The 25,434-nt window shown below is 74.7% G+C and carries 25 protein-coding genes; 13 read left to right on the top strand and 12 right to left on the bottom strand.

Annotated elements, in window-relative coordinates:
- Window positions 1-125: 125 nt before the first annotated feature.
- On the top strand, window positions 126-800 hold the full coding sequence (locus tag AB0O82_RS29015; RefSeq protein ID WP_363586875.1) for a thiol:disulfide interchange protein DsbA/DsbL: 675 nt from the start codon (window positions 126-128) through the stop codon (window positions 798-800).
- 54 nt (window positions 801-854) lie between these two features.
- Here AB0O82_RS29015 and AB0O82_RS29010 read toward each other — a convergent pair whose 3' ends face one another.
- Together AB0O82_RS29010 and AB0O82_RS29005 are read right to left on the bottom strand one after the other, a co-directional pair.
- Window positions 855-1,601, bottom strand: a complete 747-nt coding sequence (locus AB0O82_RS29010) for a class I SAM-dependent methyltransferase (protein WP_363586874.1) — start codon at window positions 1,599-1,601, stop codon at window positions 855-857.
- Between the two features lie 57 nt (window positions 1,602-1,658).
- Complete coding sequence (locus AB0O82_RS29005) at window positions 1,659-2,807, bottom strand: glycosyltransferase (protein ID WP_363586873.1); 1,149 nt, start codon at window positions 2,805-2,807, stop codon at window positions 1,659-1,661.
- 57 nt (window positions 2,808-2,864) lie between these two features.
- Between AB0O82_RS29005 and AB0O82_RS29000 the strand changes: the two genes are divergently transcribed.
- Window positions 2,865-3,650: an aspartate/glutamate racemase family protein gene (locus AB0O82_RS29000; RefSeq protein ID WP_363586872.1), complete on the top strand. Its 786-nt coding sequence runs from the start codon at window positions 2,865-2,867 to the stop codon at window positions 3,648-3,650.
- 411 nt (window positions 3,651-4,061) lie between these two features.
- Here the strand turns inward: AB0O82_RS29000 and AB0O82_RS28995 are convergent, their stop codons facing one another.
- Window positions 4,062-5,087: a polysaccharide deacetylase family protein gene (locus tag AB0O82_RS28995; protein ID WP_363586871.1), complete on the bottom strand. Its 1,026-nt coding sequence runs from the start codon at window positions 5,085-5,087 to the stop codon at window positions 4,062-4,064.
- 362 nt (window positions 5,088-5,449) lie between these two features.
- Between AB0O82_RS28995 and AB0O82_RS28990 the strand changes: the two genes are divergently transcribed.
- The 3 genes from AB0O82_RS28990 to AB0O82_RS28980 all read left to right on the top strand — a co-directional run bounded on the left by AB0O82_RS28990 (window position 5,450) and on the right by AB0O82_RS28980 (window position 7,118).
- Window positions 5,450-5,722 carry a hypothetical protein gene (locus AB0O82_RS28990; RefSeq protein WP_350884215.1) on the top strand — a complete coding sequence of 91 codons (273 nt, stop codon included), beginning with the start codon at window positions 5,450-5,452 and terminating at the stop codon, window positions 5,720-5,722.
- A 324-nt stretch (window positions 5,723-6,046) separates the two neighbouring features.
- Window positions 6,047-6,556, top strand: a complete 510-nt coding sequence (locus tag AB0O82_RS28985) for a sugar transferase (RefSeq protein ID WP_363586870.1) — start codon at window positions 6,047-6,049, stop codon at window positions 6,554-6,556.
- Between the two features lie 73 nt (window positions 6,557-6,629).
- Window positions 6,630-7,118 (top strand): NUDIX domain-containing protein, encoded by a 489-nt coding sequence (locus tag AB0O82_RS28980; protein ID WP_363586869.1) that lies wholly within the window; start codon window positions 6,630-6,632, stop codon window positions 7,116-7,118.
- A gap of 119 nt (window positions 7,119-7,237) precedes the next feature.
- On the opposite strand, the gene AB0O82_RS28975 is transcribed toward AB0O82_RS28980, so the two are convergent.
- Window positions 7,238-7,645, bottom strand: coding sequence for a PTS fructose transporter subunit IIA (locus AB0O82_RS28975; RefSeq protein WP_363586889.1), 408 nt, complete (start codon window positions 7,643-7,645; stop codon window positions 7,238-7,240).
- A gap of 477 nt (window positions 7,646-8,122) precedes the next feature.
- Here AB0O82_RS28975 and AB0O82_RS28970 point away from each other — a divergent pair, with 477 nt between their 5' ends.
- The 3 genes from AB0O82_RS28970 to AB0O82_RS28960 all read left to right on the top strand — a co-directional run bounded on the left by AB0O82_RS28970 (window position 8,123) and on the right by AB0O82_RS28960 (window position 11,178).
- Window positions 8,123-8,362, top strand: a complete 240-nt coding sequence (locus tag AB0O82_RS28970; RefSeq protein ID WP_363586888.1) for a DUF397 domain-containing protein — start codon at window positions 8,123-8,125, stop codon at window positions 8,360-8,362.
- A 718-nt stretch (window positions 8,363-9,080) separates the two neighbouring features.
- Window positions 9,081-9,575: a hypothetical protein gene (locus AB0O82_RS28965; RefSeq protein ID WP_063350170.1), complete on the top strand. Its 495-nt coding sequence runs from the start codon at window positions 9,081-9,083 to the stop codon at window positions 9,573-9,575.
- Between the two features lie 319 nt (window positions 9,576-9,894).
- Window positions 9,895-11,178, top strand: coding sequence for an acyl-CoA dehydrogenase family protein (locus tag AB0O82_RS28960; RefSeq protein WP_363586868.1), 1,284 nt, complete (start codon window positions 9,895-9,897; stop codon window positions 11,176-11,178).
- A gap of 36 nt (window positions 11,179-11,214) precedes the next feature.
- Here AB0O82_RS28960 and AB0O82_RS28955 read toward each other — a convergent pair whose 3' ends face one another.
- Complete coding sequence (locus AB0O82_RS28955; RefSeq protein ID WP_363586867.1) at window positions 11,215-12,432, bottom strand: phosphotransferase; 1,218 nt, start codon at window positions 12,430-12,432, stop codon at window positions 11,215-11,217.
- 473 nt (window positions 12,433-12,905) lie between these two features.
- On the opposite strand from AB0O82_RS28955, the gene AB0O82_RS28950 reads away from it, so the two are divergent.
- Window positions 12,906-14,387 carry a hypothetical protein gene (locus AB0O82_RS28950; RefSeq protein WP_363586866.1) on the top strand — a complete coding sequence of 494 codons (1,482 nt, stop codon included), beginning with the start codon at window positions 12,906-12,908 and terminating at the stop codon, window positions 14,385-14,387.
- Between the two features lie 89 nt (window positions 14,388-14,476).
- Here AB0O82_RS28950 and AB0O82_RS28945 read toward each other — a convergent pair whose 3' ends face one another.
- A complete protein-coding gene (locus tag AB0O82_RS28945) occupies window positions 14,477-15,007 on the bottom strand; it encodes a hypothetical protein (RefSeq protein ID WP_363586865.1) in 531 nt (176 codons plus the stop codon).
- 286 nt (window positions 15,008-15,293) lie between these two features.
- Here AB0O82_RS28945 and AB0O82_RS28940 point away from each other — a divergent pair, with 286 nt between their 5' ends.
- The gene (locus AB0O82_RS28940) at window positions 15,294-16,805 is read left to right on the top strand and encodes a HEAT repeat domain-containing protein (RefSeq protein WP_363586864.1); all 1,512 of its coding nucleotides are present in this window, start codon (window positions 15,294-15,296) and stop codon (window positions 16,803-16,805) included.
- 125 nt (window positions 16,806-16,930) lie between these two features.
- Here the strand turns inward: AB0O82_RS28940 and AB0O82_RS28935 are convergent, their stop codons facing one another.
- From AB0O82_RS28935 to AB0O82_RS28925, 3 genes are all read right to left on the bottom strand, one after another.
- On the bottom strand, window positions 16,931-17,776 hold the full coding sequence (locus AB0O82_RS28935) for an undecaprenyl-diphosphate phosphatase (protein WP_363586863.1): 846 nt from the start codon (window positions 17,774-17,776) through the stop codon (window positions 16,931-16,933).
- A 259-nt stretch (window positions 17,777-18,035) separates the two neighbouring features.
- Window positions 18,036-18,749: a class I SAM-dependent methyltransferase gene (locus AB0O82_RS28930; protein ID WP_363586862.1), complete on the bottom strand. Its 714-nt coding sequence runs from the start codon at window positions 18,747-18,749 to the stop codon at window positions 18,036-18,038.
- 146 nt (window positions 18,750-18,895) lie between these two features.
- Window positions 18,896-19,432, bottom strand: a complete 537-nt coding sequence (locus AB0O82_RS28925) for a PadR family transcriptional regulator (RefSeq protein WP_363586861.1) — start codon at window positions 19,430-19,432, stop codon at window positions 18,896-18,898.
- Between the two features lie 145 nt (window positions 19,433-19,577).
- Between AB0O82_RS28925 and AB0O82_RS28920 the strand changes: the two genes are divergently transcribed.
- The 3 genes from AB0O82_RS28920 (at window position 19,578) to rox (ending at window position 22,959) form a co-directional block, all read left to right on the top strand.
- The gene (locus tag AB0O82_RS28920) at window positions 19,578-20,342 is read left to right on the top strand and encodes an alpha/beta hydrolase (protein WP_363586886.1); all 765 of its coding nucleotides are present in this window, start codon (window positions 19,578-19,580) and stop codon (window positions 20,340-20,342) included.
- Between the two features lie 28 nt (window positions 20,343-20,370).
- A complete protein-coding gene (locus tag AB0O82_RS28915) occupies window positions 20,371-21,312 on the top strand; it encodes an aminoglycoside phosphotransferase family protein (RefSeq protein WP_363586860.1) in 942 nt (313 codons plus the stop codon).
- A gap of 219 nt (window positions 21,313-21,531) precedes the next feature.
- The gene (gene rox, locus AB0O82_RS28910) at window positions 21,532-22,959 is read left to right on the top strand and encodes a rifampin monooxygenase (protein ID WP_363586859.1); all 1,428 of its coding nucleotides are present in this window, start codon (window positions 21,532-21,534) and stop codon (window positions 22,957-22,959) included.
- A 74-nt stretch (window positions 22,960-23,033) separates the two neighbouring features.
- Here the strand turns inward: rox and AB0O82_RS28905 are convergent, their stop codons facing one another.
- From AB0O82_RS28905 to AB0O82_RS28895, 3 genes are all read right to left on the bottom strand, one after another.
- Window positions 23,034-23,897, bottom strand: coding sequence for a biotin-dependent carboxyltransferase family protein (locus tag AB0O82_RS28905; protein ID WP_363586858.1), 864 nt, complete (start codon window positions 23,895-23,897; stop codon window positions 23,034-23,036).
- Between the two features lie 73 nt (window positions 23,898-23,970).
- On the bottom strand, window positions 23,971-24,597 hold the full coding sequence (pxpB, locus tag AB0O82_RS28900; protein WP_363586857.1) for a 5-oxoprolinase subunit PxpB: 627 nt from the start codon (window positions 24,595-24,597) through the stop codon (window positions 23,971-23,973).
- Window positions 24,594-25,370 carry a 5-oxoprolinase subunit PxpA gene (locus tag AB0O82_RS28895; protein ID WP_363586856.1) on the bottom strand — a complete coding sequence of 259 codons (777 nt, stop codon included), beginning with the start codon at window positions 25,368-25,370 and terminating at the stop codon, window positions 24,594-24,596. The genes pxpB and AB0O82_RS28895 overlap by 4 nt, the downstream gene beginning before the upstream one ends.
- Window positions 25,371-25,434 lie beyond the last annotated feature (64 nt).

The following is a 25,434-nucleotide window of genomic DNA, read 5'->3' as shown; positions in this document are numbered from 1 at the left end:
GGCGTCGAGTCGCGCGCCGGGCCGGGCGCCGGGCTGGGCGTCGGGCTGGGCCGATCGGGCGAATCCGGGCCAGCGCGCCCGGCCGAACTCGACGGTAACGAACCGCCGCCAGCACACTGCCCGGTGTGAACTCGAAGTCGCTGCTGCGGTCCACCGTCCTGTTCGCCATCGCCGCCGGGATCGCCGTATCCCCCCTCCAGGCCGGCGCGGTGAGTCACCAACCCCCCTCCGAGGGATCCCAGTTCGTCAAGCTCGACCATCCGCAGCCGGTGCGCGAGAGCGTCCGCACGGAGGCGGCCGAGTTCTTCTGGTACGACTGCGTCCACTCCCAGCAGCTCGAACAGCCCTTGCAGGCCTGGGCCGAGAAGCACCGCGCGGACGTCGCCCTGCGGCGCGTCCCGGCGATCTGGCCGGGCAGCCCGGACGAGGGCGCCCAGCGCGGCCACGCGCGCCTGTACTACACGCTCGAGCGCCTGGGCCTGGTCGAGCGCCTGCAGAGCAGCGTCTTCCGCTCGGTGCACACCGACCAGACCGACCTCACCACCGAGGCCACCGCCACCGACTGGGCGGTGCGCCACGGCGTGGACGCGCAGCTCTTCCGCCGGACGTACCGCTCCGACGAGGTGGCGCGGTCGGTCGACGAGGCCGCCGTCGAGTTCGTCCGCTACGGCGTCAACGAGCTGCCGACGGTGGTCGTCCAGGGCGAGTACCGGACTTCGCCGAGCAAGGCCGGCGGCGTCGAGGCGATGCCCGAGGTGCTGGACTACCTGGTCCAGCAGGAGCAGTTGCGCGGGCACTGAGCCCGCCGCGGGCCGGGACCGAACAGCCCTCCGGCGGCCCGCTCCGCCGGGCGGTCAGTCCCGGCGCAGCAGGTACGTCACGAAGCCGAGCGTCCCCCGGTAGCCGTGCAGCCACTCCCGCCGGTGCCGGTCCGCGGCCTCCCGGGCGGCCGCCGCGTCGGGGTCGTCCGGGTGCTCCAGCGCCCACTCGGCCAGCGTGCCCGTCCACGCGAACTCGTAGTCGTCCCACTCCTGCCGGCTGCTCACGTACCCGGACACCGGTGTCCAGCCGTCCGCCAGCACCCGGTCGGTGGTGGTCGCCAGGTCCGCGTAGTCGTCCTGGGCCGCGCCCAGCCCGTCCAGGGCCGCCCGGGACGGCTCCCGCTCCCAGAAGCCCTCGCCGACCAGCACCCGCCCGCCCGGGGCCAGGTGCTCGCGGGCCGCCGCCAGCGTCGGCAGCAGCCCGCCGAAGGCGTGGGTGGCACCCACGCACAGCACCAGGTCGAAGGGCTCGACCGAGCTGAACTGCCGTGCGTCCACGTGGTGCAGGCCGATCCGGCGCACCACGCCGAGCGCGGTCGCCGCCTCCCTGGCCCGGGTCAGCGCCGCCGCGTCCAGATCCACCCCCACCGCCCGCCAGCGCGGACGCGCCGCCAGCGCCCGGACCAGCCACGCCCCCTCGCCGCAGCCGAGGTCCAGCGCCCGGCCGTCCGCCGCTCCGGCGGTCGCGCGCTCCAGCAGCAGGGCCACCGACTCGTCCGTCAGCGGCGCCGCGATCGGGTGGTGGGCATGGGCGAGACGGGAGATCCTCTGACGGTCCATCCGAGCAGTATGGAGCCGACCGGACTGCCGCGCCCGCGAATTCGGGCCCCGGCACGCTCAGGCCCGTGAGTACGTCCGGCCCTTCCACGCCGCGCCCCGGCCCCGCCAGTGCTGCACCGCCGAGTCCACCGTCATCAGCAGGTACAGCCCCGCCGTGAAGGGCAGCAGCAGCACGGCCGGCGCCGGCTGCCGGTAGTACCGCACCATCGGCAGGTAGGTGCCCGCCATCAGCGCCCAGGCCGCCCCGCCCGCCACCGCCACCGCCGGCGCCCCCGCGACCAGCCCGGCCGCCGCGGCCACCGGCGGCACCAGGTACACCAGCCCCAGCCCCAGCACCGTCCCGAGCAGCAGCAGCGGCGAATGCCGCAACTGGGCGTACGCGCTGCGCGACACCATCCGCCACAACTGCTCCAGCCGCGGGTACGGCCGGACGCTGTCCACCGCCCCGGCCAGCCCCAGCCAGGTCCGCCCGCCCGAGGACTTCACCGCCCGCGCCAGCGACACGTCGTCGATCACCGCGCCCCGGATCGCGGCCACCCCGCCGGCCCGCTCCAGCGCCTCCCGCCGCACCAGCGAGCAGCCGCCCGCCGCGGCCGCCGTCCGCCCACCGGGCCGGTTGCTCCGGCGGAACGGGTACAGCTGCGCGAAGAAGTAGACGAAGGCCGGCACGATCAGCCGCTCCCAGCCGGTCTCCACCCGCAGCCGGGCCATCTGCGACACCAGGTCCAGCCCGTTGCTCTCCGCCGCGGCCACCAGCTCCGCCAGCGAGTCCGGCCCGTGCGCGATGTCCGCGTCCGTCAGCAGCAGGTACTCGACGTCCGGACCGGCCAGCTCCACCCCGTGCCGCAGCGCCCACAACTTGCCCGTCCACCCCGGGGGCAGCGGGGGAGGAGTCGTGACGGTCAGCTCCAGCCCGTCCATCGTCCGCAGCTCCGCCGCCACCGCGCCCGTGCCGTCCGAACTGTGGTCGTCCACCAGGATCACCCGCGCCCGCCCCGGGTACTTCTGCGCCAGCAGCGTCGGCAGGCTCACCGGCAGCACCTGCGCCTCGTCCCGGGCCGGCACCACCACCACCGCCCGCGGCCAGCGCACCGGCGGACGGCGCGGCGGAAGCCGTACGTCGGTGCGCCAGAACAGCCCGTGGCAGCACGCCAACCAGAGCCAGACCAGCAGGGAGAACGCGGCGATCCACAACAGGACGGTCACTCCCGCAGTTTGCCGCAGAACCGGCCGGATCGGGCGGATCGACTAAAGTCTTGCCCCGTGAAGATCGCACTGATGGACTCCGGAATCGGCCTGCTGGCCGCCGCCGCCGCCCTTCGGAAGCTGCGCCCGGACGTCGATCTGGTGCTCTCCTCCGACCCGGCCTCGATGCCCTGGGGGCCGCGCACGCCCGAGGAGGTCACCGACCTCGCCCGAGGCTGCTCGCTCGCCGCCGCGGAGCTCGAACCGGACGCGCTGGTCATCGCCTGCAACACCGCCTCCGTGCACGCGCTCGCCACCCTCCGGGCCGAACTCGAACCCGGGCTGCCCGTCGTCGGCACCGTCCCGGCGATCAAGCCCGCCGCCGCCCTCGGCGGCTCCGTCGCCATCTGGGCCACCCCGGCCACCACCGGCAGCGCCTACCAGCGCGGCCTGATCCGCGACTTCGGCGGCACCGCGGACGTGACCGAGGTCGCCTGCCCCGGCCTCGCCGACGCCATCGAACACGGCGACGACGCCGGCATCACCGACGCCATCGCCGACGCCGCCGCCCGCACCCCCGCCGGCACCGCGGCGATCGTCCTCGGCTGCACGCACTACGAACTGGTCGACGACCGCATCCGTGCCGCCGTCGCCCCCACCGCCTCCCCGGCGCTCACCCTGCACGGCTCCGCCGACGCCGTCGCCGCCCAGGCCCTGCGCCGCGTCACCGACCCCACCCGTACCGGCGCCGGTACCATCACCGTGCTCCACGCCGGCGCCCCCGCCGCCCTCCCCCCGGCCGCACTCCTCTACCCCCAAGGGCGCACCCTCGCCGCCCTGATGCGCAGCACGCTGCCGGCGTGACCGCCACCCTCACCGCCGACGGGCCAAGTTTCGCCCGCCGGCGGTCCGCCCTTCAGCCCGAGCGGAAGGCCACCGCAGCTGATCCCCATCCGGGGCAGCCGCGGGCAGGTTCTCTGTCATGAGTTGAGGGGCAAATCTTTGCCCTCCAACTTCCGGGGGTTGGTCGAGGAGCCCCGTGGTGGCCGGCTGCCCCTGGATCGCCGCCCCGGCTGCGGCGGCTGATGCGGGAGGTCGGCCTGACCGACGTTCTGTGCCCGTGGGGCAAGAGTTTGCCCCACGGGCGGGTGGTTGGCCGCTGAGGCGGGGCCAAATTTCGCCCCCCAGGCGTACCGTGCCGATCGCCGGCGGGGCTCATTTTTGCCCCCGAATGTCTTTGAGTGCCCCTGCGTCCCCCTTGCGTGCCCCGGCCGGTCAGGCGACGGCTTGGCGGCGCCAGCGGCGGTAGGCGGGTTCGAGGCCGGAGAGGATGGTGTCGAAGCGGCGGGTGCTGGTGGTGGAGTCGACCTGGAGGCGGCTGATCTGGAGCGGGTGGGAGGGGATGCGGGGGCCGAGCCGGTGGTCGGAGAGGAAGCCGAGGCGGTAGCCGAGTTCCTGGAGGACGGTTTCGGCACGCGGGTCGTGCCCGCCGTCCGGGTAGGCGAAGGCGGTGGGGGGTTCGCCGAGCCAGCGGGTGAGGGCTTCGTGGGCGCCGGTGATCTCGGCGCGGACGGTGGCGTCGTCGCAGCGGCCGAGGCAGGGGTGCCCCTGGGTGTGGTTGCCGATGGCGACGCCGCCGTCGCGCAGGGCGAGCAGGTCGGCGGGGGTGAGCTGCTCCTGGCGGGGTGGGCGGCGGTCGGCGCTGACCCGGAGCTCGTGCAGGCTGCGCCGCCGGTCGGGGTCGGGCATGGCCTTGAGCCGGGGGAGCAACTGGGAGGGGTGCCCGCAGTCGAGCGAGCGGGCACGGCCGCCGTGCCGGGCGAGGAAGTCGGCCTCGTGCCACCAGAAGGGGCGTTCGGTGCCGATGAGCTCGGAGATGACGAAGGCGGTGGCGGGGATGCCGCGGGCGTCGAGGGCGGGCAGGGCGTGGGTGAGGACGCTGCGGTCGGCGTCGTCGAAGGTGACCAGGACGCTGCGGGGCGGCAGTGGCCGCTGTTCGGTGGCGGCTTGGAGGACGGCGGTGAGCGAGACCGGGGTGGCGAGTCTTCGGAGCCGGTCGAGCTGGGCGCCGAAGGACCGGTGGTCGGTGACGCCGTGGTAGGCGAGGACGGCGAGGCGTTGTGCGGCGCGGGCGCGGAACAGGGGTTGGACGGGGGCGAACCGCAGCCATTCGCCCCGCGCGTCTGCCCGGCCCCGGTCGGCGGTCGGGTGGCGGCGGGTGGCCGTCGGCAGCGGGCGCACGAACGGGACGGGCCTGGTGGGGGCCATGGAGATCGACGTGGTGGACTGGGACTGCGGCACGGTTCCCCCTCGGTCGCCGAGCGGCGTGGCGGTACCGCCGGAGGACGGAGCCCGGCCTCCGACCCCAGGAGGAGGCGGCTCCGCCTCCTGGGTATTCCGGTCCGCGGTGGGGGCTCGCACCCTTCCCGCGAACGGCTCCTGGATCGCTCAATGCCATTGAGACCGCTGCACCGAGCGGATGGTTGTACCGGGGGGACGAGGATTTTTCGTGGACTGATGTGGACTGATTGTGGAGCCGGAATGCACGACCGGGGCCGGGCCGCGGGGGGCTCGGGCGAGGTCGGCGGGCCGGTCGCACCGGGTGGTCGAACGTTCACTCCCCGCGGGCTGCCTCCGGCGTTCGCCGGGGGTACCTTGGGCTCATGGCAGATGCGGACCGTGATCCCTTCCACCTGCACGGCGCGACCAGGATGGCCCGTGCGTGGAGTGGTGGCGCCCTGGTCACCCACCAGCTTCCGCTGGCGATGGTGGGTTTGGCCTGCCTCGCGCTGGGCATTGTGGTGGCGGTGATCGTTCCGGACAGTGACGGTCCGGCCTGGGCGATGGCGGTGGCGGGCTGTCTGGCCGCGGGAGTGCTGCTGCTCGGCCGGATCGCGTTCGGGCTGCTGCGGTACCGGCGCCGCGCTGCGCTCTGACCGCCTCGGCGGCCGGCCGGCCTTCGGTGGACGGTTGTACTTCGATTGCCCTCGGCATTCCAAGCGGCAGATCGAGCAGCAGATCGAGCAATATTGGTCAGATCGACCGAATTTCGGCCTGTCGGACAATCCTCTGCCCACTTCTTTCACCATTCCCGGGCGACTGCTTCCGAGGCGCCCCTACTGTGAATGCGTTCTTGCGGCTCGACGGTGCCGTGGAGGGGAAGAGATGGGCGGCAGCGCCACGTCCGATCCGGGCGGAGAGCCGGGCGGAGGACCCGGCGGGAAGCCGGACGGCGCACCGCGCACCACCGTGTCCGCCGGATGAGGCGCGGCGGGGACCTCGCCCTCGCCGCCCTGGCGGGGATCGTCGCGCTCCCGTTGGCCCTGGTGATCGCCGCCCTGCTGCGCTGCACGGCGCGCGGCCCGGTGCTCCTGCGGCTGTCCCGGGCCGGACGGCACGGCCGGGAGTTCCAGGTCCTCCGCTTCCGGACCAGCCGGGGAGGGCGGCTCGGCGCCCTGCTCCGCCGGACCGGCCTGGACGAGTTGCCCCGGCTGTGGAACGTCGCCCGCGGCGAGATGGGGGTGATCGGCCCCCGGCCCGTCCGCCCCGACCAGGCGGTCCGCTACTCCCGCCGCGAGCGCTGCCGGCTCGACGTCCGGCCCGGACTGACCGGCTGGGCCCAACTCCAGGCCCGCCACCCGCTCGCCCGGCCGGACTGGGCCGAACTCGACCTCTGGTACGTGGAGCACCGCTCGCTCCGGCTCGACCTGCGGATCCTCGGGCTGACCGTGCTGGCCCTGCTGCGCCCGGAGGGCGGTCTCGCGCGATGAGCCTGCGCGCCGCGGGCCGCCCGTCGGTGGCGTCGGCCCGGGGCCCCGCCGGACAGGGCCTAGGCTGCGGCGCATGGCCATTCCCCCGTTCCTCGCCGATCTCCGAGCCCTGGTGGGCACCCGTCCGCTCTGGCTGACCGCCGTCGTCGCCGTCGTCCTGGACGACCGCGGCCGGGTGCTGCTGGCCCGACGGGCCGACGACGGGAGGTGGGCGCCGGTCGGCGGCATCCTCGACCCCGGTGAGCAGCCCGCCGACGGCGTGGTGCGCGAGTGCCTGGAGGAGAGCGGGGTGGTGGCGGTGCCCGAACTGCTCGCCTCGGTCACCGTCTCGCCGCAGGTCACCTACCCGAACGGCGACGTGACGCAGTACCTGGTGCTGACCTTCCGGTGCCGGGCGGTCGGCGGCGAGGCGAGGGTGAACGACGACGAGTCGCTGGAGGTCGGCTGGTACCCGCTGGACGGGCTGCCGCCGATGATCGAGGTCGAGCACGAGCGGCTGCGCCACGCGCTGGAGTGCGAGGGGTCGACGGTCTTCGTGTGGGAGGGCAAGGAGCGCCCCTGACCGGCGCACGGCGGACGGCCCGCATCCCCGCCTCCCCACCCCGGGTGGGCCGGGAGCCCGGACCCTTCGCCGATGGTGGTGGCCCGGTCACCCCAGGCGGCGGGAGTTCGCGAGGTCGCTCAGCCCTTGCGCTGCCGGTAGGCCTCCTCCGCGGCGTCCAGGACGGCGGCGAGGTCGCCGCCCGCGGTGGCGGTGGCGGTGGCCGCCACCGCGCCCTCGACGAACGGCGCGTTCGCGAAGCGGACCGGGAACGGGAGGCCGTGCTCGTCGGCGTCGGACAGCAGGGCGCGCACGGTGGTGACGGCGCTGCCCAGGTCGGCGAGCACCACGACCCCGTGGCCCTGGTCGACCCGGCGGGTGGCGGCGGCCACCAGGACCGCGCTGATGCCGGGACCGCCCTGGTCCCCGCCGGTCGCGGCGATCGGGGCGGGGGAGTCGGATCCGGTCAGTGAGAGCGCGAGGGTGCGCACCGCGATGGCCAGTTCCTGGCTGTGCGACACCAGGACGATCCCGACCCGGCCGTGCACGGGGGGCCGGCCGGAGGCGGGCCGGGGCAGCGTGGCGGGCGCGGGTGGCGTGCGGGGCGCAGGGGGGTGGGCCGAGGGGGCGTCGGAGATGGGGATGACATCGGCGCGGGTGCCGTCCCGGCGGCTCATCGGCTGCTCCCTCTGGGCGGTGGTGGGCGGTGCTGGGCGGTGCTGGGCGAGGTGGTGCGGGCCGCATCCGGTGCGCATCGGGTTCCGCGGGGCCGGGGCGGGGCCGGGACGGGCCGTCGAGGGCCCGCGTACGGCCGGCGGGGGGTGGTCCCCCGCGTTGCCAAGCACTCTGGCAGCTCCGGTGGCCCCCGTCGGGCGGGACACGCGTTGAGCGGGCCTCCGGCGGCGTCCGGGCCCGGCTGGTGGAGTCCTCGTCAACCCGCTGACCGGGGCGGGCGGGTGTGGTTAGGCTGGCCCGGAAAGCCGTCGGGAGGAGACCGGGTAGTGGCAGTCAACAGCGGGATCGACGTGGAGACGGGCGGCGCGGAGCCGCAGCTGGCGCCGAGCGGGAAGCCGAAGGTGGACTTCACCGGGGCGAAGTGGCTGTGCAGCAGCCAGGGCGTCGGGGATGTCCAGATCGCGTTCGTGGACGGGTACATCGGGATGCGGGACGGCCGTCAGGAGGACGGTCCGGTCCTGGTGTTCACGCCGGGGGAGTGGCGGGCCTTCGTGCTCGGTGCCCGGGACGGCGAGTTCGACCTCACCTGAGCCCGCGCGACCGTCGCACGACCGCGGAGCGGGCCCCGTCGGAACGGGGCCCGCTCCGCGGTCGATTTCGGCCCCGAACATCACAACTGATGATCTATTGAACGTGCCCCGTCAGAATTTCTGTTGACTGTTAGACAAACGCAGCTCAGAGTATGAGCACAGGCAGACGCCGTGCCCACCGCCCCCACGCGGCCAGACACGGCGCCTGCTGTGCGACCCGGCAGTGTTGCCAGGCCATCCTCCCAGTCATCCCCTGCGCACCGGGGTGCGCCGGCCGGTCCCGGCCCACGAGGGGCCGGCAGTCGCCGGGAGGCTGGCGTCGACGCCGAGAGCGACTCGGCGGCGACACCGTTTGCTCGGGACCCGCACGCCCCCACGCGGCGGCGTCCCGAGCAAGATCCGCGGGAGCGACGGGCCGGGGCCCCGCGGATCTGGCTTGTGGTGATGGAACTGTTGGCTTGTGTGCTGTGCTGTGTGCGACGACGAAGCTGGGTGCTCGGCAGTTCGGCACGACAATGTGCACAGTGAGGGAAACGCGTGTAGGGCCGCGTTGCGACATGCCGTCCCCCCGGAGGGTGAAACCCAGAACGGCTGTCGTGCTGAACCGAACGTAGCCCGGACGGTTGCTCAGAGTCAACATTGGTCTCTGAGCGTCGATCTCCCGACGGTGCCCCACCCACCTCGCGAGCGTGGTGTGCCGGGCACGTACGATGTTCCCATGTCTTTTCTCCGCCGTCGCTCCGGACAGCCCGCCGGCCCGGACTTCGACGTGCTCGCGATGGACCCGGGTGACTGGCCCGGCGACTTCGGTGCGGCCATGATGACCGGCCCGGACGGCTCCTGCCAGGGGATCTTCCTGCGCTACGACCTGTTCGGCGGCAGAGGCCCGGCGATGTTCATCGGCAACCTCCCCGAGGGCTCGCCCGCCCGGGAGACCGGCGACAGCGTGCCCTTCGAGGTGCGGCAGCTGCTCGCGGCGCTGGAGAACGACGAGCCGGTCGACTTCGTCTCGGCCGAGGACTTCCCGGTGATGCTCGGGGACGACCTGCTGATCGTGAAGAAGGTCAAGGTCAGCGAGGAGCGGGTGTTCTGCGCCCAGTTCGGGCGCAGCGACGGCGTCCAGGTCACCATCGCGTCCTGGGACCGACCGATTTCGGACGACCTGTATCAGCTGTTGAAGCCGCTCCCGGCCGACATGTTCCAGCAAGGCTGACCGGCCTCGACCAGGGCTCGGACGTAGCTTGACGGTTTCGATCACGGGTTCGTACAGTCGCGAACATGTCGTGCCGTCTCCCGCTGCTGACCCGTCGCAGCTATCTGGACCTGCGGCGCACCGCCAGCGCGGTGTGTCCGGGCCGCTGAGGGGGAATTCGTCCCCGAGGCGGCGGGCGGCCGGCCGTTCGTGGCCGGCGCCGAATCCGGGGGGCGGGCCGTGAACCGACCTCCGAGGCCGCCCGTCCGGTACCGCGCGCCCGTCCGGCGTGCCGCCCGCATCTGCCGCGCCCACGCTGCCGCCCGGAGGCCCCAGCACCATGACGACCACCGCCGCTGACCGTTCGCCCGCGGACCGCCCGTCCGACACCGCGGCCGCCGCCGTGCCCGGCGCCGCCGCGGGAGCGTCGGATTCCGGCCACCCCGCGCCCGATCCCGCGCCCGACCGCTCGGCCGTCGTCGCTGCCCTCGCCGGACTGCCCCGGGTGGTCGACCTGCTCTCCGCCCGCGCCGAGGAGCACGACCGCGACGCCACCTTCCCCTACCAGGGCATCGAGGCGGTGCACGAGGCCGGACTGCTCACCCTGACCGTCTCCCAGCGGTACGGCGGACCGGGCGGCACGCTCGCCGACACCGTCCGGGTGCTGGCCCAACTCGGGCGCGGGGACGCCTCGGTGGCCGTGGTCACCGCCTTCACGCTGCTCCAGCACGCCGAGCAGGCCCGCCGGGCGGCCTGGCCGACGGCGGGCTACCGGCGGCTGCTCACCGAGTCCCGGCGCGGGCCCGCCCTGGTCAACACGCTGCGCGCGGAGCCCGGCGGCCGGCCCGGAGCGCTGCCGGACACGGTGGCCCGGCGGGACGGCGAGGGCTGGTCGCTGACGGGCCGGAAGACGTACTGCACCGGCGCCGAGGCGCTGGCCTGGATGGCGGTGACCGCGCGGACCGACGAGGCGGAGCCGAGGGTCGGGACGTTCCTGGTCCGCGGCGAGAGCGAGGGCCTGGAGATCGACCCGACCTGGGACCAGGTCGGCCTGCGGGCCAGCGCCAGCCACGACGTGGTGCTGGAGCAGGTCCGGGTGCCGACCGAGCTCGCGCTCGGCCTCACCGCTCCCAAGGGCGGCGCGGCGGACGCGGCCGGGGCCGCCGAACTCTCCCTCGCCTGGCACGATCTGGCGCTCTCCGCGGTGGCGATCGGGGTGGCTCGCGCCGCCCAGTCCTGGCTGATCCGTTTCCTCAACCAGCGCACTCCGGCCAATCTGACCGAGCCGCTCGGTACCCTGCCCCGCTACCGCTGTGCCCTCGGCGAGATCGAGGCCCAGCTGATCGGCGCCGAGGAACTGGTCGAGGGGCTGGCCCCCCGGGTGGACCGGGGAGAGCCGGACGCGGTCGCGCGGACCGGCCCGGCCCACCTGCTGGCCACCCGGGCCGCGACGACGGCGGTCCAGCAGGCGGTCTCGCTCACCGGCAACCCCGGCCTGAGCCGGCGTCACCCGCTGGAGCGCTACCTGCGGGACGTCCTGAGCAGCCGGGTGCACCTCGCCCCGGACGAGGCCGTCCTGGAGGCCGCCGGCCGGGCCGCCCTGGAGCGCGGCGGCCGGCCGTAGCGGATTCCGGGCCCCGGGGGCTCGGGGCCCGGAGCCTCAGCGGGTGCCGACCGCGGCCCGGACGGCCCGGCGGGCGAGCGCGGCGTCGTCGTAGAGCCGGCGGATCATGATCCGCTGCTCCTCGCCGGCGCCCGGCACGTCGTACAGCCGGATCTCCCGCATCAGCACCAGCACCAGGTTGACCAGGAACGCGTCCCGGGCCAGCGTGCCGCCGCTCTGGGCGAGTTGGCTGATCTGGCGGCGCGCCGCGGTGTCGCCGGACAGCACGCTCCACAGCACCGCCAGGTCGTAGCCGGGCAGGTACCAGCCGGCCTGCTCCCAGTCGACCAGCACCGGGCCGGACGGCGCCAGCAGCATGTTGCTGAGCAGGGCGTCGCCGTGGCAGAGCTGGAGCGGGGTGTGGCCGAGGCCGTGCAGCAGGCCGCGCAGGTCGCCGGCGTCCCGGTCGGTGAGCTGGCCCACCGAGTGGTAACGGGCGATCTCCATCGGGTAGTCCATGCGTGGCTGGAACACGTCGGTCGGCGGCCGCCACAGGTTGAGCGTCCGGACGGCGGTCAGCAGCGCCCGCACCTCGCCCGGGGTGGGCGCGTTGACCGGGTGGCGCTCCCGCGCCGCCGGGCGCCCGGGAACGCGCTCCATGACGAGCACGCAGCGGTCGTGGTCGGCGGCGACCAGCCGGGGCAGCCGCACCGGCGGGCGGTGCCGGACGAACGCCCGGTAGACCGCGACCTCGTGGTGGAAGTCGGCCACCAACTGCTCGAAGTACCCACTCCGCACCGCCTGCGGCGCCAGGCACTTGGCGACCACCGGGGCCCGCCCGATGGTGCCCGCCACCAGGATGTGGCGGCTGCCCTCGCGCAGCACCTGGCGCGGGGTGAACGCGGGACATATCCGCGCGACACTCGCCAGCGCGGCCCGCACCGCCGGGGTCTGCAGCGCCGACGGGTCGATCCGTTCGGGGCCGGCGCCGACCTGGCCGGGCCGGTGCGGCGGGCGCAGCACCCGGCCGTCGGCCTGGCGGGCGAGCGGGAGCCGGCCGCCGACGGGCGGGGCCGCTTCGGGGCCGCGGAGCCCCAGCGCCGTACGGCCGGACGGGACCCGGGCGTCCGTGGACCGGCCGTCGGTGCCGTGCGGAGCCACCGGGCGGCTCGACGGGGGCACCTGCTTCGGCCCGGGGCGCCCGGCGGCTGCGGTGGGGGGGCGCAGCGCGGTGCGGGTCGCGGTCGGCGAGGGGGTCGTCGCTGAGGAGTACATGGGGTGAGGGTGGTCCCTTTCTGTCCGTCGGCAGGTGCGCCCCGCGGTGCGGGGAGGGCCGGTGCCGCGTGCTTCCTGGCGTGACGGCGGCCCTGACTCGGTGCGGTGGGTGGTGCGCGGGCGCCGGGCACGGACGCGGGGTCGTGAGACCCGGACGACGGCGGTGCTCCGGCCGTCCGCACCCTGGGGAGTACGGTCGGCCGGACTGCCGTGGCCGTGCCCGGCGCCCCCGCGCCACCCGGCCGCGCCACCCCCTCGGGTGAGGACCGGGAGCGTCCCGTGCCACGGTCGGGGGACTGCCCCGACGCCGGTGGGACGCCGCCCGACCCGGGGGCGAGGTGGCGCACCCCTACAACACACCCGCGGCGCACTGGCTTAGTAGTCTGGCGGGCCCTGGCGAACGGTGGCGAATGCTCGCCTGGCACTTGCCGGAGCCTCTAGCCTCGAATCAGCCGAGGAACCTGGGGGCTTCGTTGAGCAGGGAACCCAACACCCGACTCGCTGACTTGTTCGTCCTGACCGGTTGGTCGAAGGGCGAACTCGCGCGGCTGGTCAACCGTCGGGGTGCCGCGATGGGACAGCAGCAGCTGTCCACCGACACGTCGAGGGTACGGCGCTGGATCGAGCAGGGGGAGATCCCCCGGGATCCGGTGCCGAGGGTGCTGGCGGCCGTGTTCACGGAGCGGCTCGGCCGTGTCGTCACCACTGAGGACCTCGGTCTGGAACGACACCGGCCCACCAGGTCCGGAGCGGCGCAGTCCGCAGCAGTGCCATGGTCGCCGGATCGAACGGCCGCGGTCCTCACCGAGTTCACGGGAATGGACCTCATGCTGAACCGACGTGGATTGGTGGGCGCGGGTGCCGCGCTCACGGCCGGAACGGTCATCGCCGATTCGTTGAAGGGCTGGCTCGGGGGGGACGCGGTCGCGTACGCGGCCTCGGTCCCCGGGCCGCGCCAGGTGATCACCCAGGGCGGGGTGCGCCCCGCGGTGGACGTGTACGACGCGGGCCCGGTCGGGCTCGACGAGGTGGAGTCGCTGGAGCGCTCGGTCCTGGTGTTCCGCGCCTGGGACGCGGCGCGCGGCGGCGGGCTTCAGCGCAAGGCGGTGGTCGGTCAACTGAACGAGGTGGGAGGCCTGCTGACGCACCGACATGCCCCGGCGGTGGAGCAGCGGCTGTGGCTGGTCGCGGCCAACCTGGCGGTGCTGGCGGGCTGGATGTCGCACGACGTGGGCCTGGAGCCCACCGCCCAGCGGTACTTCATGATCGCGGCGGAGTCGGCCAAGGAGGCCGGCGACCGGCCGCGGGCCGGCGAGGCGATCTCCCGGGCCGCACGGCAGATGGTCCACCTGGGCCGGGCCGACGACGCGATCGACCTGATGTCGGCGGCCAAGGCGGCCGGCGGCCGGGTGCTGCCGAGAACGCGCGCGATGCTGAACACCGTCGAGGCCTGGGCGCACGCCTCGATCGGGCACTCCCAGGACACCTGGCGGCTGCTCGGCGAGGCCGAGGACCTGTTCGCCGAGGGCGCGCCGGAGCCGCCGCCGTCCTGGATGCAGGTGTTCGACGAGGCCGAACTGCGCGGCATGCAGGCGCTGGTGCTGCGCACGCTGGCGGAGCACGACCCCTCGGCGGCGGCGCAGGCGCAGCGGCACGCGGAGCGGGTGATCACCCTGCGGGAGGGCACCGGGCAACTGCGCTCGGCGCTGTTCGACCGGATCACCCTGGCCTCGGTGCACTGGTTGAGCGGCGAGCCGGACGCGGCGGAGTTCCAGGCCAAGATGGTGATGAACCTGATCGGCCAGAACTCCTCGCACCGGACCTGGGACCGGTTGCGCGAGATGTACCGGCTGACCGCGCGCTACCGGGGCCTGCCGGTGGTGGACGAGCTGCGGGCCGAGTTGGGGCGGGAGTTGCGGGCGGCGGACGCGAAGAAGCGGCCGAAGCGGTCCTGAGGCCCGGAGGCCCGGAGGCCTGAGCCTTGGGTGTCCTGAGCCTTGGGTGTCCCGAGGCCCGGAGGTTCTGAGGCCCCGGCGGGCTCCGGTCAGTTCGGGGGCGCCGGCCGCAGCAGCATGCGCAGGGCGGTGACGGTGCCGTCCGTGCCGAGGACGGGCTCGCCCGCGCACTCGACGCTGGCGTGCGGGGCGCCGTCGCGGCGGATCCGCAGGGTGCCGGCGGAGGTGCGGCCGTGGACCAGGGCGTCGGTCATCATCCGGCGCAGCACGGGCCGGTCGGCCTCGGGGAGGCGGTCGGGCAGCCGGTCGAGGCTGAGCGGGCCGTTGCCCGGGTCGCAGCCGAGGAGCTGGTAGGTGTCCGCGTTCCAGTGGACGCGGTCGGTGAGGAGGTCCCATTCGGCTGAGCCGATGAGGTGGTCGCGGACGCCGCCGGCGTCGGGTCCGTCGCCGAGGTCGGGGTTCTTGGACGGCTCCTGCGCCGTGCCGTCCACTCTGCCGTCCGTTCCGCTGTCGGCGTCGCCGCTCGGCTCGCCGCGCGCGCCGTCGTCCGTCGCGCTCGCCGGGGCGCCGTCCACCGTGGCGGTGTCCGGCGGGCGGGCGGCGCCTGTGGGCATCTTCATGGCGGGTCCATCGCTCGGGGGTGGCCCGCCGCGTGCGGGCCGTCGGTGGTGAGAAGACTGTGGCACAGCGCCCTCGCCCCTGCGGGCGATTTGGACATAACGCAGGCAAAATTCCCCTGGCATATGCCACTGTGGCAGCAGCCGTCGTCGCCCTGTGTGCGGAAGGTGGCGCGAGGCGGTAACCTTCGGTGATTCCGGCGCCCGGGCGCCCACCGCAGTACCGACCAGAGACCCCGGCGACGGAAATCCCGTTGCCACTACGACCGCCGCAACGGATGCTGACCTCATGTTCGAGCCAGTGATAGCACCCAGTGCCAGCCTCCTCGGCCTCCTGCAGCGAGGCCGCGGTGACGGGCAGCTCCACGCGCTGGCCGCCGACCGTACCGAGGCCATCGCCGCGCTGGAGGAGTGCGTCACCAGGGATCCGCGAGCCGACTGGCAGGTCGAGAGCCGCTCCCTCTACTACGCCCGTCTCTACATGGAGCTGGAAGCGCCCCTCGACGGCATCGAGGACCATCTCCACTCCGCCGAGGACCTCGTCAGCGACGACGAGAACCGCACCGGCCTCGCCCTCTCCGTCCTGGGCCACCTCGCCGCGTACGGCCGGCGCGACGCGCTGCTGATGCTGCGCGAGTACACCGCCACCGGTGCCAACTGGGCCTGGGCCCTCGACGAGCTCGCCCTGCGCGACGACGACCGCGGCCTGCTGCTGCTCGGCACCGCCGTCCTGGACCGCTTCGCCCCGGGCCCCGAGGGCGACGCCGAGCTGCGCGAGTTCATCCGCAACGCCTACGAGCCCCGGCCCTGGCGGCTGTGGGCGGCCTACCACCCGAGAGTGGCGGCGGCCAGCGAGCAGTCACCCTTCGACCTCTGGCAGCGCCAGCTCAACCGCGGCGGCGTCACCCCGGGCTGGTCCACCGCCGACGTCCTGGCCTGGGCCGATCAGGGGAGCCTGGGCGCCCTCGGGGCCGACGCCTTCCTCGGCGGAGCCGACAGCCGGCCCGAGCCCGCGCCCGCCGCCGCCGATCCGGCCGCGCCCGACGCCGTGGACCGCCGGGCCGCCGCCGCCGCCCGCTGCCTGACCGCCGTCGTCCGGCCCGAGGACCGCCCCGCCGTGCTGGAGGCCGCCCGCGGCGGCCTGCCCGGCGCCCGCCGGGCGGCACTGCGCTACCTGGTCGACCAGCGGGACCCGGCCGCCGTCGAGCTGATCGAGGCCGCCGCCGTCGACGTCGACGACCGGATCGTGCGCGCGGCCCTGGAACTGGTCGGCCGGATGCGCGGCCCCGAGGTCCTGGCGCAGGCCCGCCGCTGGGCCGACCCGGCCACCGGGGGCGCGGACAGCGCGCTCGGCGAGGCCGCCGTCAAACTGCTCGCCGACGCCGGGGAGCCGGCCGACGCGCCGTTCGTCGTCGACGGCCTGCGCCGCTGGGTGTCCGTCCGCGGGGTCAGCGGTACCGGGCTCGGTTCGCTGGTCGACGGTGCGGGGCGGCTGGTCGCCGCCGACGCCGTCCCCGTGCTGCGCCATATCTACGGGGAGGCCGCCTCCTCCGAACTGCGCGGCCGTGCCGCCCGGGCGCTCGCCGTGACCGATGTGCACTTCCCCGAGGGCCCCGCCGTCGAGTGCCTCTGGGACTGCGAGGAGGCCACGCGGGAGCTCGCCGCGCGCCATGTCGCCACCACGGGTGACGCGCGCGTGCTGGAGCGCCTGCGCCGGCTCGCCGCCGATCCGGCCGAGGAGGCCGAGGTCCACGCCGCCGTCCGCGGCCGGCTGACCGCCGCCCGGGAGTTCGGGCGGTAGGTCCCGGCAGTCCGGTGGCTGCCTCCCCGCTTCTGGCGAACGACGGGCCGGGACACCCCCTCGGGTGTCCCGGCCCACTGCTGTTCCGGGGGCGTGCTGGAACGCGGTCCTGGTGGAACGCGGTTCTACTTCACGACGCCCGCGTCCGGGGCCAGCACGCCGCCGGCCACCAGTCCGATGATCAGGACGCCGAGCAGCACCCGGTAGACCACGAACGGCAGAAAGCTGTGGTGCGAGATGTACTTGAGGAACCAGGCGATCGCCGCATAGCCGACCGCGAAGGCGATCGCGGTGGCCAGGATGGTCGGCCCCCAGGCCGGTGCCGGGCCCTCGCCGATCTTGAACAGCTCCAGCGCCCCCGAGGCGAGCACCGCCGGGATCGCCAGCAGGAAGGAGTAGCGGGCCGCAGCCTCCCGGCTGTAGCCGAGCAGCAGGCCCGCGCTGATCGTGCCGCCGGAGCGGGACACCCCCGGGATCAGTGCGAGCGCCTGGGCGAGGCCGTAGGCGCACGCGTGCGGCAGGGTGAGGTCGGTGATCGGCCGGGCGTGCCGGACCGCGCGGGTGCGGTCGGCGAAGGCCAGCAGCAGGCCGAAGACGATCAGCGTGGTGCCGATGATCCGCAGATCGCGCAGATGGGTCTCGATGGTGTCCTGGAACAGCTTGCCGAGGATGCCGATCGGCAGCGTGCCGATGATCACGAACCAGCCCATCCGGGCGTCCGGGTCCGAGCGCAGCGCCGGGCGGAACAGTGACAGCGTCCAGGTCCGCACGATCGAGACGATGTCCCGGCGGAAGTAGATCAGCACCGCGGTCTCGGTGCCGAGCTGGGTCACGGCGGTGAAGGCCGCGCCCGGGTCGTCCCAGCCCAGCAGGGCGGAGAAGACCCGCAGGTGGGCACTGGAGGAGACGGGCAGGAACTCGGTGAGTCCCTGGATCAGGCCGAGGACGGCCCCGTGGAACCAGTCGATCACCAGACACCCACCGGGGGTATCCGTGGGTCGTCGTACATGTGCGGTCCTCGCAGGTCGGAGCGGGCGTGCGGGCAGGCGGGCAGGCCGCGACCCGCACGGCCCTCGGGCCGCGCACGGGCGGGCGCGCGGCCGATGGTACGGGGTGAAGATGACTATTCTTTGTTCACCTTTTGACCCGGCTTTGCCCGCCGGCGCTTCCGTGCCCCGCCGACTCGTCCGCCTGCCCTTCCACCTGCCCTTCCGCCTGCCCTTTCGCCGCTCAGCCGGCGGGTCGGACGCGGACCCAGGTGCGGTCCTCCGTCAGGTAGCTCTCGACCGTCAGACCGGTGTCCGCCAGCGCCCGGTCGAACGCGGCGGTGGTGAGCGGCCGGGAGCGGAAGGTGTGCGTCCAGCGGCCGTCCGGGAACTCGTACTCGGCGTGGACGGAGTTCACGCCGTCCCCTACCGGCGTCGAGGAGACGATGCGCGACACGCCGTCGGTGCCGAGCCTGCCCTCGCGCGGCACGTTGAGGTGCCAGTCCTCGCCCTCCCGCTGCATCAGCACGCAGCCGTCCGCGGCGACGTGGCGGCGGCAGGTCTCCAGCAGGCCCTGGCGGACCGCCTCGTCGCCCGCGTGGATCAGGAAGGAGGCGAGCAGGACGACGTCGAAGCGCTCGCCGAGGTCCAGCCGCTCGATCGGGCTGCGCACGGTGCGGATGCCCGCGCGCACCCTGGCCAGCATCTCGGCGGACTCGTCCACCGCCGTCACGGTGAAGCCGCGGTCGGTCAGCGGGTGCGTCATCCGGCCGACGCCGCAGCCCAGTTCGAGGATGGTGGCGCCGGCCGGCACCGCGGCCTCGATCACGTCCGGGGCGTCGCCGACGGGGAGCCGGGCCCAGAGCTCGACGGCGCAGCCGTCCGGGGTGATCGCGCCCGGGCCCGTTCCGTCGTGCCCCTCGCGTCGTACGTTGCCGGTGTGCGTGTCGTTACCCATGGGCGTCATCGGAACACGGGCAGGGCGGGGAGGGAAGGCACCGCAGCGGGTTTTCGGTCAGTCCGTGAGTCCGTGAGTCCGTGAGTCCGTGAGTCCGTCAGCCCGTGAGTCCGTCAGCCCGTGGGTCTCGTTGGCCCGTGGGTCCGTCAGGCCGTCGGTACGTCCTCCAGTTCGGTCAGGGTCGAGTGCAGCCAGGCGAGTTCGGCCTCGCTGGTGGCGCGGGCGATCAGCAGCAGGCCGCGGCGGAACGGGTCGGCGAACTCCTCGGCGCCGACCGGGCGGTCGCCGTCGTAGAAGAAGCTCGCCGGCTCGGAGAGGAAGGCCAGTCGGCGGCGGAGCACGGCGGCCTGGGCGGCGGGGTCGGCGAGGTGGCGCAGGAAGGCGAGCAGGGTGAACCAGCGGTTCTCGTCGCTGATGTCCAGCGGCTCGGGCGCGCGCAGCTGGTCGAGCAGTGCGGCGCGGCCGGCCTCGGTGAGGTGGAGGGTGTGCCGGGGTGCGGCGGCGCTGCCGGGCTCGGTCTCGCGGACCAGCAGGCCGTCGGTCTCCAGGCGCTTGATCGCCGGGTAGAGCGTGCCGTCGCTGATCGGGCGGACGTGCCCGGTGAGTGCGGCGAGGTGGCGGCGCAGCTGGTAGCCGTGCAGCGGGCGGTCGTAGAGGAATCCGAGGATCGCGAGCTTCAGCATGGGGCCACTCTCGCAGATTCGTCCCTCGAAGCCTCGGTATATCGGTTCCGTGATACCTCGATGTCGAGGTATGGTCTGGGCGTTCCCAGCCCCTGATGTCTCAGCCCTTGATGTCCCAGCCCCCGCTGGAGGAGGAGTCCCCGTGCTGCGCCACGCCCCCGTCACCCCGAACGGCGACCGGATCCGATGGGTCGAGCTGCCCGGAGTCGAGCCCGCCCGGCTCTACCTGCACGGCCTCGGCGCCAGCTCGCCCGCCTACTTCGCGGCCGCTGCCGCCCACCCGGGGCTCGCCGGGCGCCGCTCGCTGCTGCTCGACCTGCTCGGCTTCGGCCTCAGCGACCGACCCGCCGACTTCGGATACACCCTGGAGGGGCACGCCGACGCCGTCGCCGCGGCCCTGGCGGAGGCCGGGCTCGCCGGAGTCGAGGTGATCGGCCACAGCATGGGCGGCGCGATCGCCGTCGTCCTCGCCCACCGGCATCCGGCGTTGGTCTCCCGGCTCGTCCTGGTCGACGCCAACCTGGACCCGGTCACCCCCGGCCGCGGCCCCGGCAGCAGCGGTATCGCGAGCTTCACCGAGGAGGAGTTCCTGGCCGGCGGCCGGGACGAGGTCGCCACGTGGGTCGGCCCGTCCTGGTGGTCCACGATGCGCCTCGCCGGGCCCGAGGCGCTGTACCGCAGCGCCGTGCACCTGGCCCGGGCGACGGTGCCGACGATGCGCGAACTGCTGCTCGGCCTCGACCTCCCGCGCACCTTCCTGTACCCGGAGGCGGGCGGCGAGCCGCGCGGCGCCGACCAACTCCGGGAGGCGGGCGTCCGGTTGGCGGCCGTCCCGGACTGCGGGCACAACATCATGCTCGACAACCTCGACGGCTTCGTTTCGGCGGCCGGCCTCGAACCTCGACCGTAGGCTGGGGGGTCGGAGAGGAGCCCGCACAATGCCCTTTGAAGTCCCGCCTGTTGAGGTCCCGCCCGGGCTGGCCGCGTCGCTGGAGCAGTCCCTCGGCCCGGACGGTCGCGCCTGGGTGGCCCGACTCCCCGCTCTGGCAGACGAGTTGCTCGACCACTGGGAGCTGCGCCTGGACGGCCCGCCCGCGCACGGCATCCACGCGCTGGTGCTGCCCGTGCGGCGCGCCGACGGCACGCCCGCGGCGCTCAAGCTCCAGCCGGTGGACGAGGAGACGGAGGGCGAGCCGGTCGCCCTCCGGGCCTGGGGTGGGCGAGGGGCCGTTCGACTCCTCGGCCACGAACCGGCCTCGGGCTCGATGCTGCTGGAGCGCCTCGACCCGGGGCGTTCACTGCTGGATGTCGCGGACGACCGGGAGGCGCTGCACGTCCTTGCAGGCCTGCTCGGGGAATTGACTGAACGTCAGGTCGAAGTCCCGGACCTGCGCCGGCTGGCGGACCTCGCCGACGATCTGCTCGCGCGGGCCCCGGCAGCGGCAGCGGCCCTCGCCGACCCGGCCGAGCGGCGCTTGCTCGCCGACTGCGCCGCGGCCCTGCGCGAGGCCCGCACCGAGCCCGGCGACCGGCTGCTGCACTGGGACCTGCACTACGGCAACGTCCTCGCCCCGCCCGAAAGCGGCGGCCGCGCCCCCTGGCTCGCCATCGACCCCAAACCGCTCGTCGGGCACCCCGGCTTCGAACTCCTCCCGGCGCTGCGCAACCGCTGGGCCGACGTCCTGGCCACCGGCGACGTCGCCCGGGCGCTGCGGTGGCGGTTCGACGTCCTGGTGGAGGCACTGGAACTGGACCGCGAGGCGGCGCTCGCCTGGACGCTCGCCCGGGTGCTGCAGAACGCCGTATGGGCGGCGGAGGGCGGGGAGTCGGCGCTCGACCCGGGGCAGCGGGCGGTGGCGGAACTACTGTCGGGGCGTTGAGCGGAGCGCACGCAGCGAGCGGAAAACAGCGAGCGGAAAACAGCGACCGGCAAACAATGACCGGCAAACAATGACCGGAAACAACGAAGGCAAGGAGGTCGTCGACTCTCCTTGCCACTCTCAAGGTATAGCGCGCCGGGGGGCTTGCCGCAAGGCCCCGGTCGTGCCGCAGAATGACCGGCCGAAGCCGGGATCTGCGGGCATACCTGGGGGTTTGTGATGATTGACGTGATCGTGGTCGGTGCCGGGCCGACCGGGTTGATGCTGGCCGGCGAGTTGCGGTTGCACGGCGTGCAGGTGCTCGTGCTGGAGAAGGAGACGGTGCCGCCCCTGCCGGCCCGGGCGCGCGGACTGCACGCGCGCAGTCTTGAGGTGATGGACCAGCGCGGCCTGCTGGAGCGGTTCCTCCCGCTCGGCCGGAAGTTCGCGGTCGGCGGCTTCTTCGCCGGCATCGGCAAGGAGTGGCCGGAGCGGCTGGACACCACCCAGGCGTACGTCCTGGCCATCCCGCAGGCGGTCACCGAGAGGCTGCTGACCGAGCACGCCACCGAACTCGGCGCCGAGCTCCGGCGCGGCTGCGAACTGGTCGGGCTGAGCCAGGACGAGGACGGGGTGAGCGCCGAACTGGCCGACGGCACACGGCTGCGCTCGCGCTACCTCGTCGGCTGCGACGGAGGCCGCAGTGCGGTGCGCAAGCTGCTCGGCGTCGGCTTCCCCGGGGAGCCCTCCAGGGTGGAGACGCTGCTGGGCGACATGGAGCTGGCTGAGGAGCCGGAGACGATCGCCGCCGTCATCGCGGAGGTCCGCAAGACCCAGCTGCGGTTCGGCGCCGTTCGCGAGGGGGATGGGGGGTACCGCGTCATCGTGCCCGCCGAGGGGGTGGCCGAGGACCGTACGGCCGCTCCGACCTTCGAGGAGTTCAAGCAGCAGCTGCGGGCCGTCGCGGGCACCGACTTCGGGGCGCACTCACCGCGCTGGCTGTCGCGCTTCGGCGACGCCACCCGGCTGGCCGAGCGCTACCGGGTCGGCCGGGTGCTGCTGGCCGGCGACGCGGCGCACATCCACCCGCCGACCGGCGGGCAGGGGCTCAACCTCGGTGTCCAGGACGCGTTCAACCTCGGCTGGAAGCTGGCCGCCGAGGTCGATGGCTGGGCGCCGGAGGGGCTGCTGGACAGCTATCACGCGGAACGGCACCCGGTGGCCGCCGACGTGCTGGACAACACCCGCGCGCAGATCCACCTGATGTCCCTGGAGCCCGGCGCCCGGGCGGTGCGCCGGCTGCTGGCGGAACTGACGGAATTCGAGGAGGTGAACCGGTACCTGATCGAGAAGATCATCGCGATCGGGGTCCGCTACGACCTCGGCGAAGGGCATGAACTGCTCGGCCGCCGGCTGCGCGACGTGGAGCTGAAGCGCGGCCGGCTCTACGGGCTGATGCACGGCGGCCGCGGGCTGCTGCTCGACCAGACCGGCGGGCTCTCGGTGGCGGGCTGGGCGGACCGGGTCGAGCATGTCGTCGACGTCAGCGACGAGTTGGACGTGCCCGCGGTGCTGCTGCGCCCGGACGGCCACGTGGCGTGGGTCGGCGAGGACCAGCAGGGCCTGCGCGGCCACCTGTCCAGGTGGTTCGGCGCCCCCGCCGCCTGAGTGCACCGCCGCGGCCTCGGCGGCGTGCGAACAGCCGTCGCGCCGGGAGCGCCGGAAGGCGTGCGGGCGGGCGCTCAGCGCTCCCGCAGCGGTACGAAGCGCACCGGCGTGCCCGGGCGTGCCTGGGCGGCCGCCGCGAGGTCGGCGGCGGGGACGACGCCGATCACCGGGTAGCCGCCGGTGGTCGGGTGGTCGGCCAGGAAGACCACCGGCCGCCCGTCCGGCGGGATCTGCACCGCGCCCAACACCATGCCCTCACTGGGTAGTTCACCCGCCCGGGCGCGGGTGACCGGCGGGCCCTCGGTGCGCAGCCCGATCCGGTTGCCGGCCGGGGAGACCAGGTACCCGTCGCGGGCCAGCCGGGTCAGCGCCGAAGGCTTGAACCAGTCCGCGTGCGGGCCCAGCCGCAGCCGCAGCACCAGTTCGGCCGGGGGAGCGGGCAGCGGCACCAGGTCGGGCCGGGGGCGGTCGGGCGGAGGCGGGCCGATCGGCAGCCGGTCGCCGGCGGCGAGCGGGGCCGGTCCGAGGCCGGAGAGCAGGTCCGTCGAGCGGCTGCCCAGGACCGGCGGGACGGCGATCGCACCCGCGACCGCCAGGTAGCCGCGCACCCCGGCGGTCGCCGCCCCCACCTCCAGCACCGCCCCGGCCGGCACCGCGACCGGCGCACCCCACGCGGCCGCCCGTCCGTCCACCCGGACGGGCGAGGGTGCTCCGGTGACGGCCACGACCACCGGCCCGAGGGCGCGCAGGGCGACCCCGCCGAGCGTGGTCTCCAGCCCGGCGGCGCCCGGCTCGTTGCCGACGAGCCGGTTCGCGGCCCGCAGCGCGGGCTCGTCCAGCGCTCCGGCCCTGGGCACTCCGAGGTGGGCGACGCCGTGCCGTCCGAGGTCCTGGACGGTGGTCAACGGTCCGGGCCGCACCACCAGCAAACCGCTCAACGCCCCCATCCCGTCCGCCTCGTCCCCCGCCGTCCGGGGCCCGCGCGCCGCCCGTCGTGGGCCCGCACCCCCGCTACGCCCGTTCCGCCGTGAACCGCACCCGCACCCCGGGCGCCAGCAGCGCCGCCGGCTCGCGCCCGGTGTCCCAGAGCGCGAGCCCGGTGCGCCCGATCAGCTGCCAGCCGCCGGGGGAGGAGCCCGGGTAGACGCCGGTGTACGGGCCGGCCAGGGCGACCGAGCCGACCGGGACGCTGCTGCGCGGGGTGGCCCGGCGCGGGACCTCGTAGCGGGGCGGCAGCCCGGTCAGGTAACCGAAGCCGGGCGCGAACCCGCAGAAGGCGACCACGTACTCGGGCCCGGTGTGGATCCGTACGGCGGCCTCCTCGGACACCCCCCACAGCGCGGCGACCTCGGCGAGGTCGGCGCCGTCGTACACCGTCGGCACCTCCACCAGCGGCCCGGTCGCCGCCGCGGCCGCCGACGGACGGGCCGTGCGCAGCAGGGCCGCCAGCGCGTCGACGTCCGCGACGCCGTCCAGCAGCACCGTGCGCGCGGCCGGCACGATCTCCTCGACCGCGCCGAGCGCCCCGCTCTCCTGCCGCTCGCGCAGCCATCCGTACAGCGCGGCGACCTGCGCCGTGTCGTCGAGTTCGACCAGCAGTGCCCGCTCGCCGACCCGCCGGACGGCGGCGGGCGTCACGTGAACGCCTCCACCCGGACCCCGGCGGAGGCGAGGGCGCCGCGGATCCGCCAGGCGAGCTGGGCGGCGCCGGGGGTGTCGCCGTGGACGCACAGGGAGCGGGCCTCGACGGCGATCTGTTCGCCGCCGACGGCCTCCACCGAGGCGTCCCGGGCGATGCCGACGGCGCGGGTGATCACCGATTCGGGGTCGTGCACCACGGCGTCCGGGTCGCGGCGCGGGACGAGGGTGCCGGCCCAGGTGTACGCGCGGTCGGCGAAGGCCTCGGCGACGACCGCGAGGCCGACGCCCTCGGCGACGGCGAGCAGCCGGGAGCCGGGCAGTCCGAGCACCGGCAGCGGTCCGTCGCAGACCGCCCCGGCCCGCAGCACGCCGGCCACCACGGCCTCGGCCTGTTCGGAGTCGGTGACCACCCGGTTGTAGAGGGCGCCGTGCGGTTTGACGTAGGAGACCCGGGAGCCGGCCGCGCGGGCGAAGACCTGGAGGGCGCCGATCTGGTACGCGATCTCGTCGGCGAGCTCCTCCGGGGGGACGTCCATGGCCCGGCGGCCGAAGCCGGCCAGGTCGCGGTAGGAGACCTGGGCGCCGATCCGGACGCCGCGTTCGGCGGCCAGCGCGCAGACCCGGCGCATCGTCGACGGATCTCCCGCGTGGAAGCCGCAGGCGACGTTGGCACTGGTCACCACGGACAGCAGGGCCTCGTCGTCGGTCAGCGTCCAGCGTCCGAACCCCTCACCGAGGTCCGCATTGAGATCGATCACCGCATCGGCCACGCCCGTCCGCCTTCCAGCAGCTGTTGAGCCAGATGGTAGGGCCTGCGGATGAAGGCCGTTGCCC

Source organism: Kitasatospora sp. NPDC088264 (assembly GCF_040685715.1).
GTDB lineage: Bacteria > Actinomycetota > Actinomycetes > Streptomycetales > Streptomycetaceae > Kitasatospora.
This window is presented reverse-complemented; position numbering and strand designations above follow the sequence as displayed.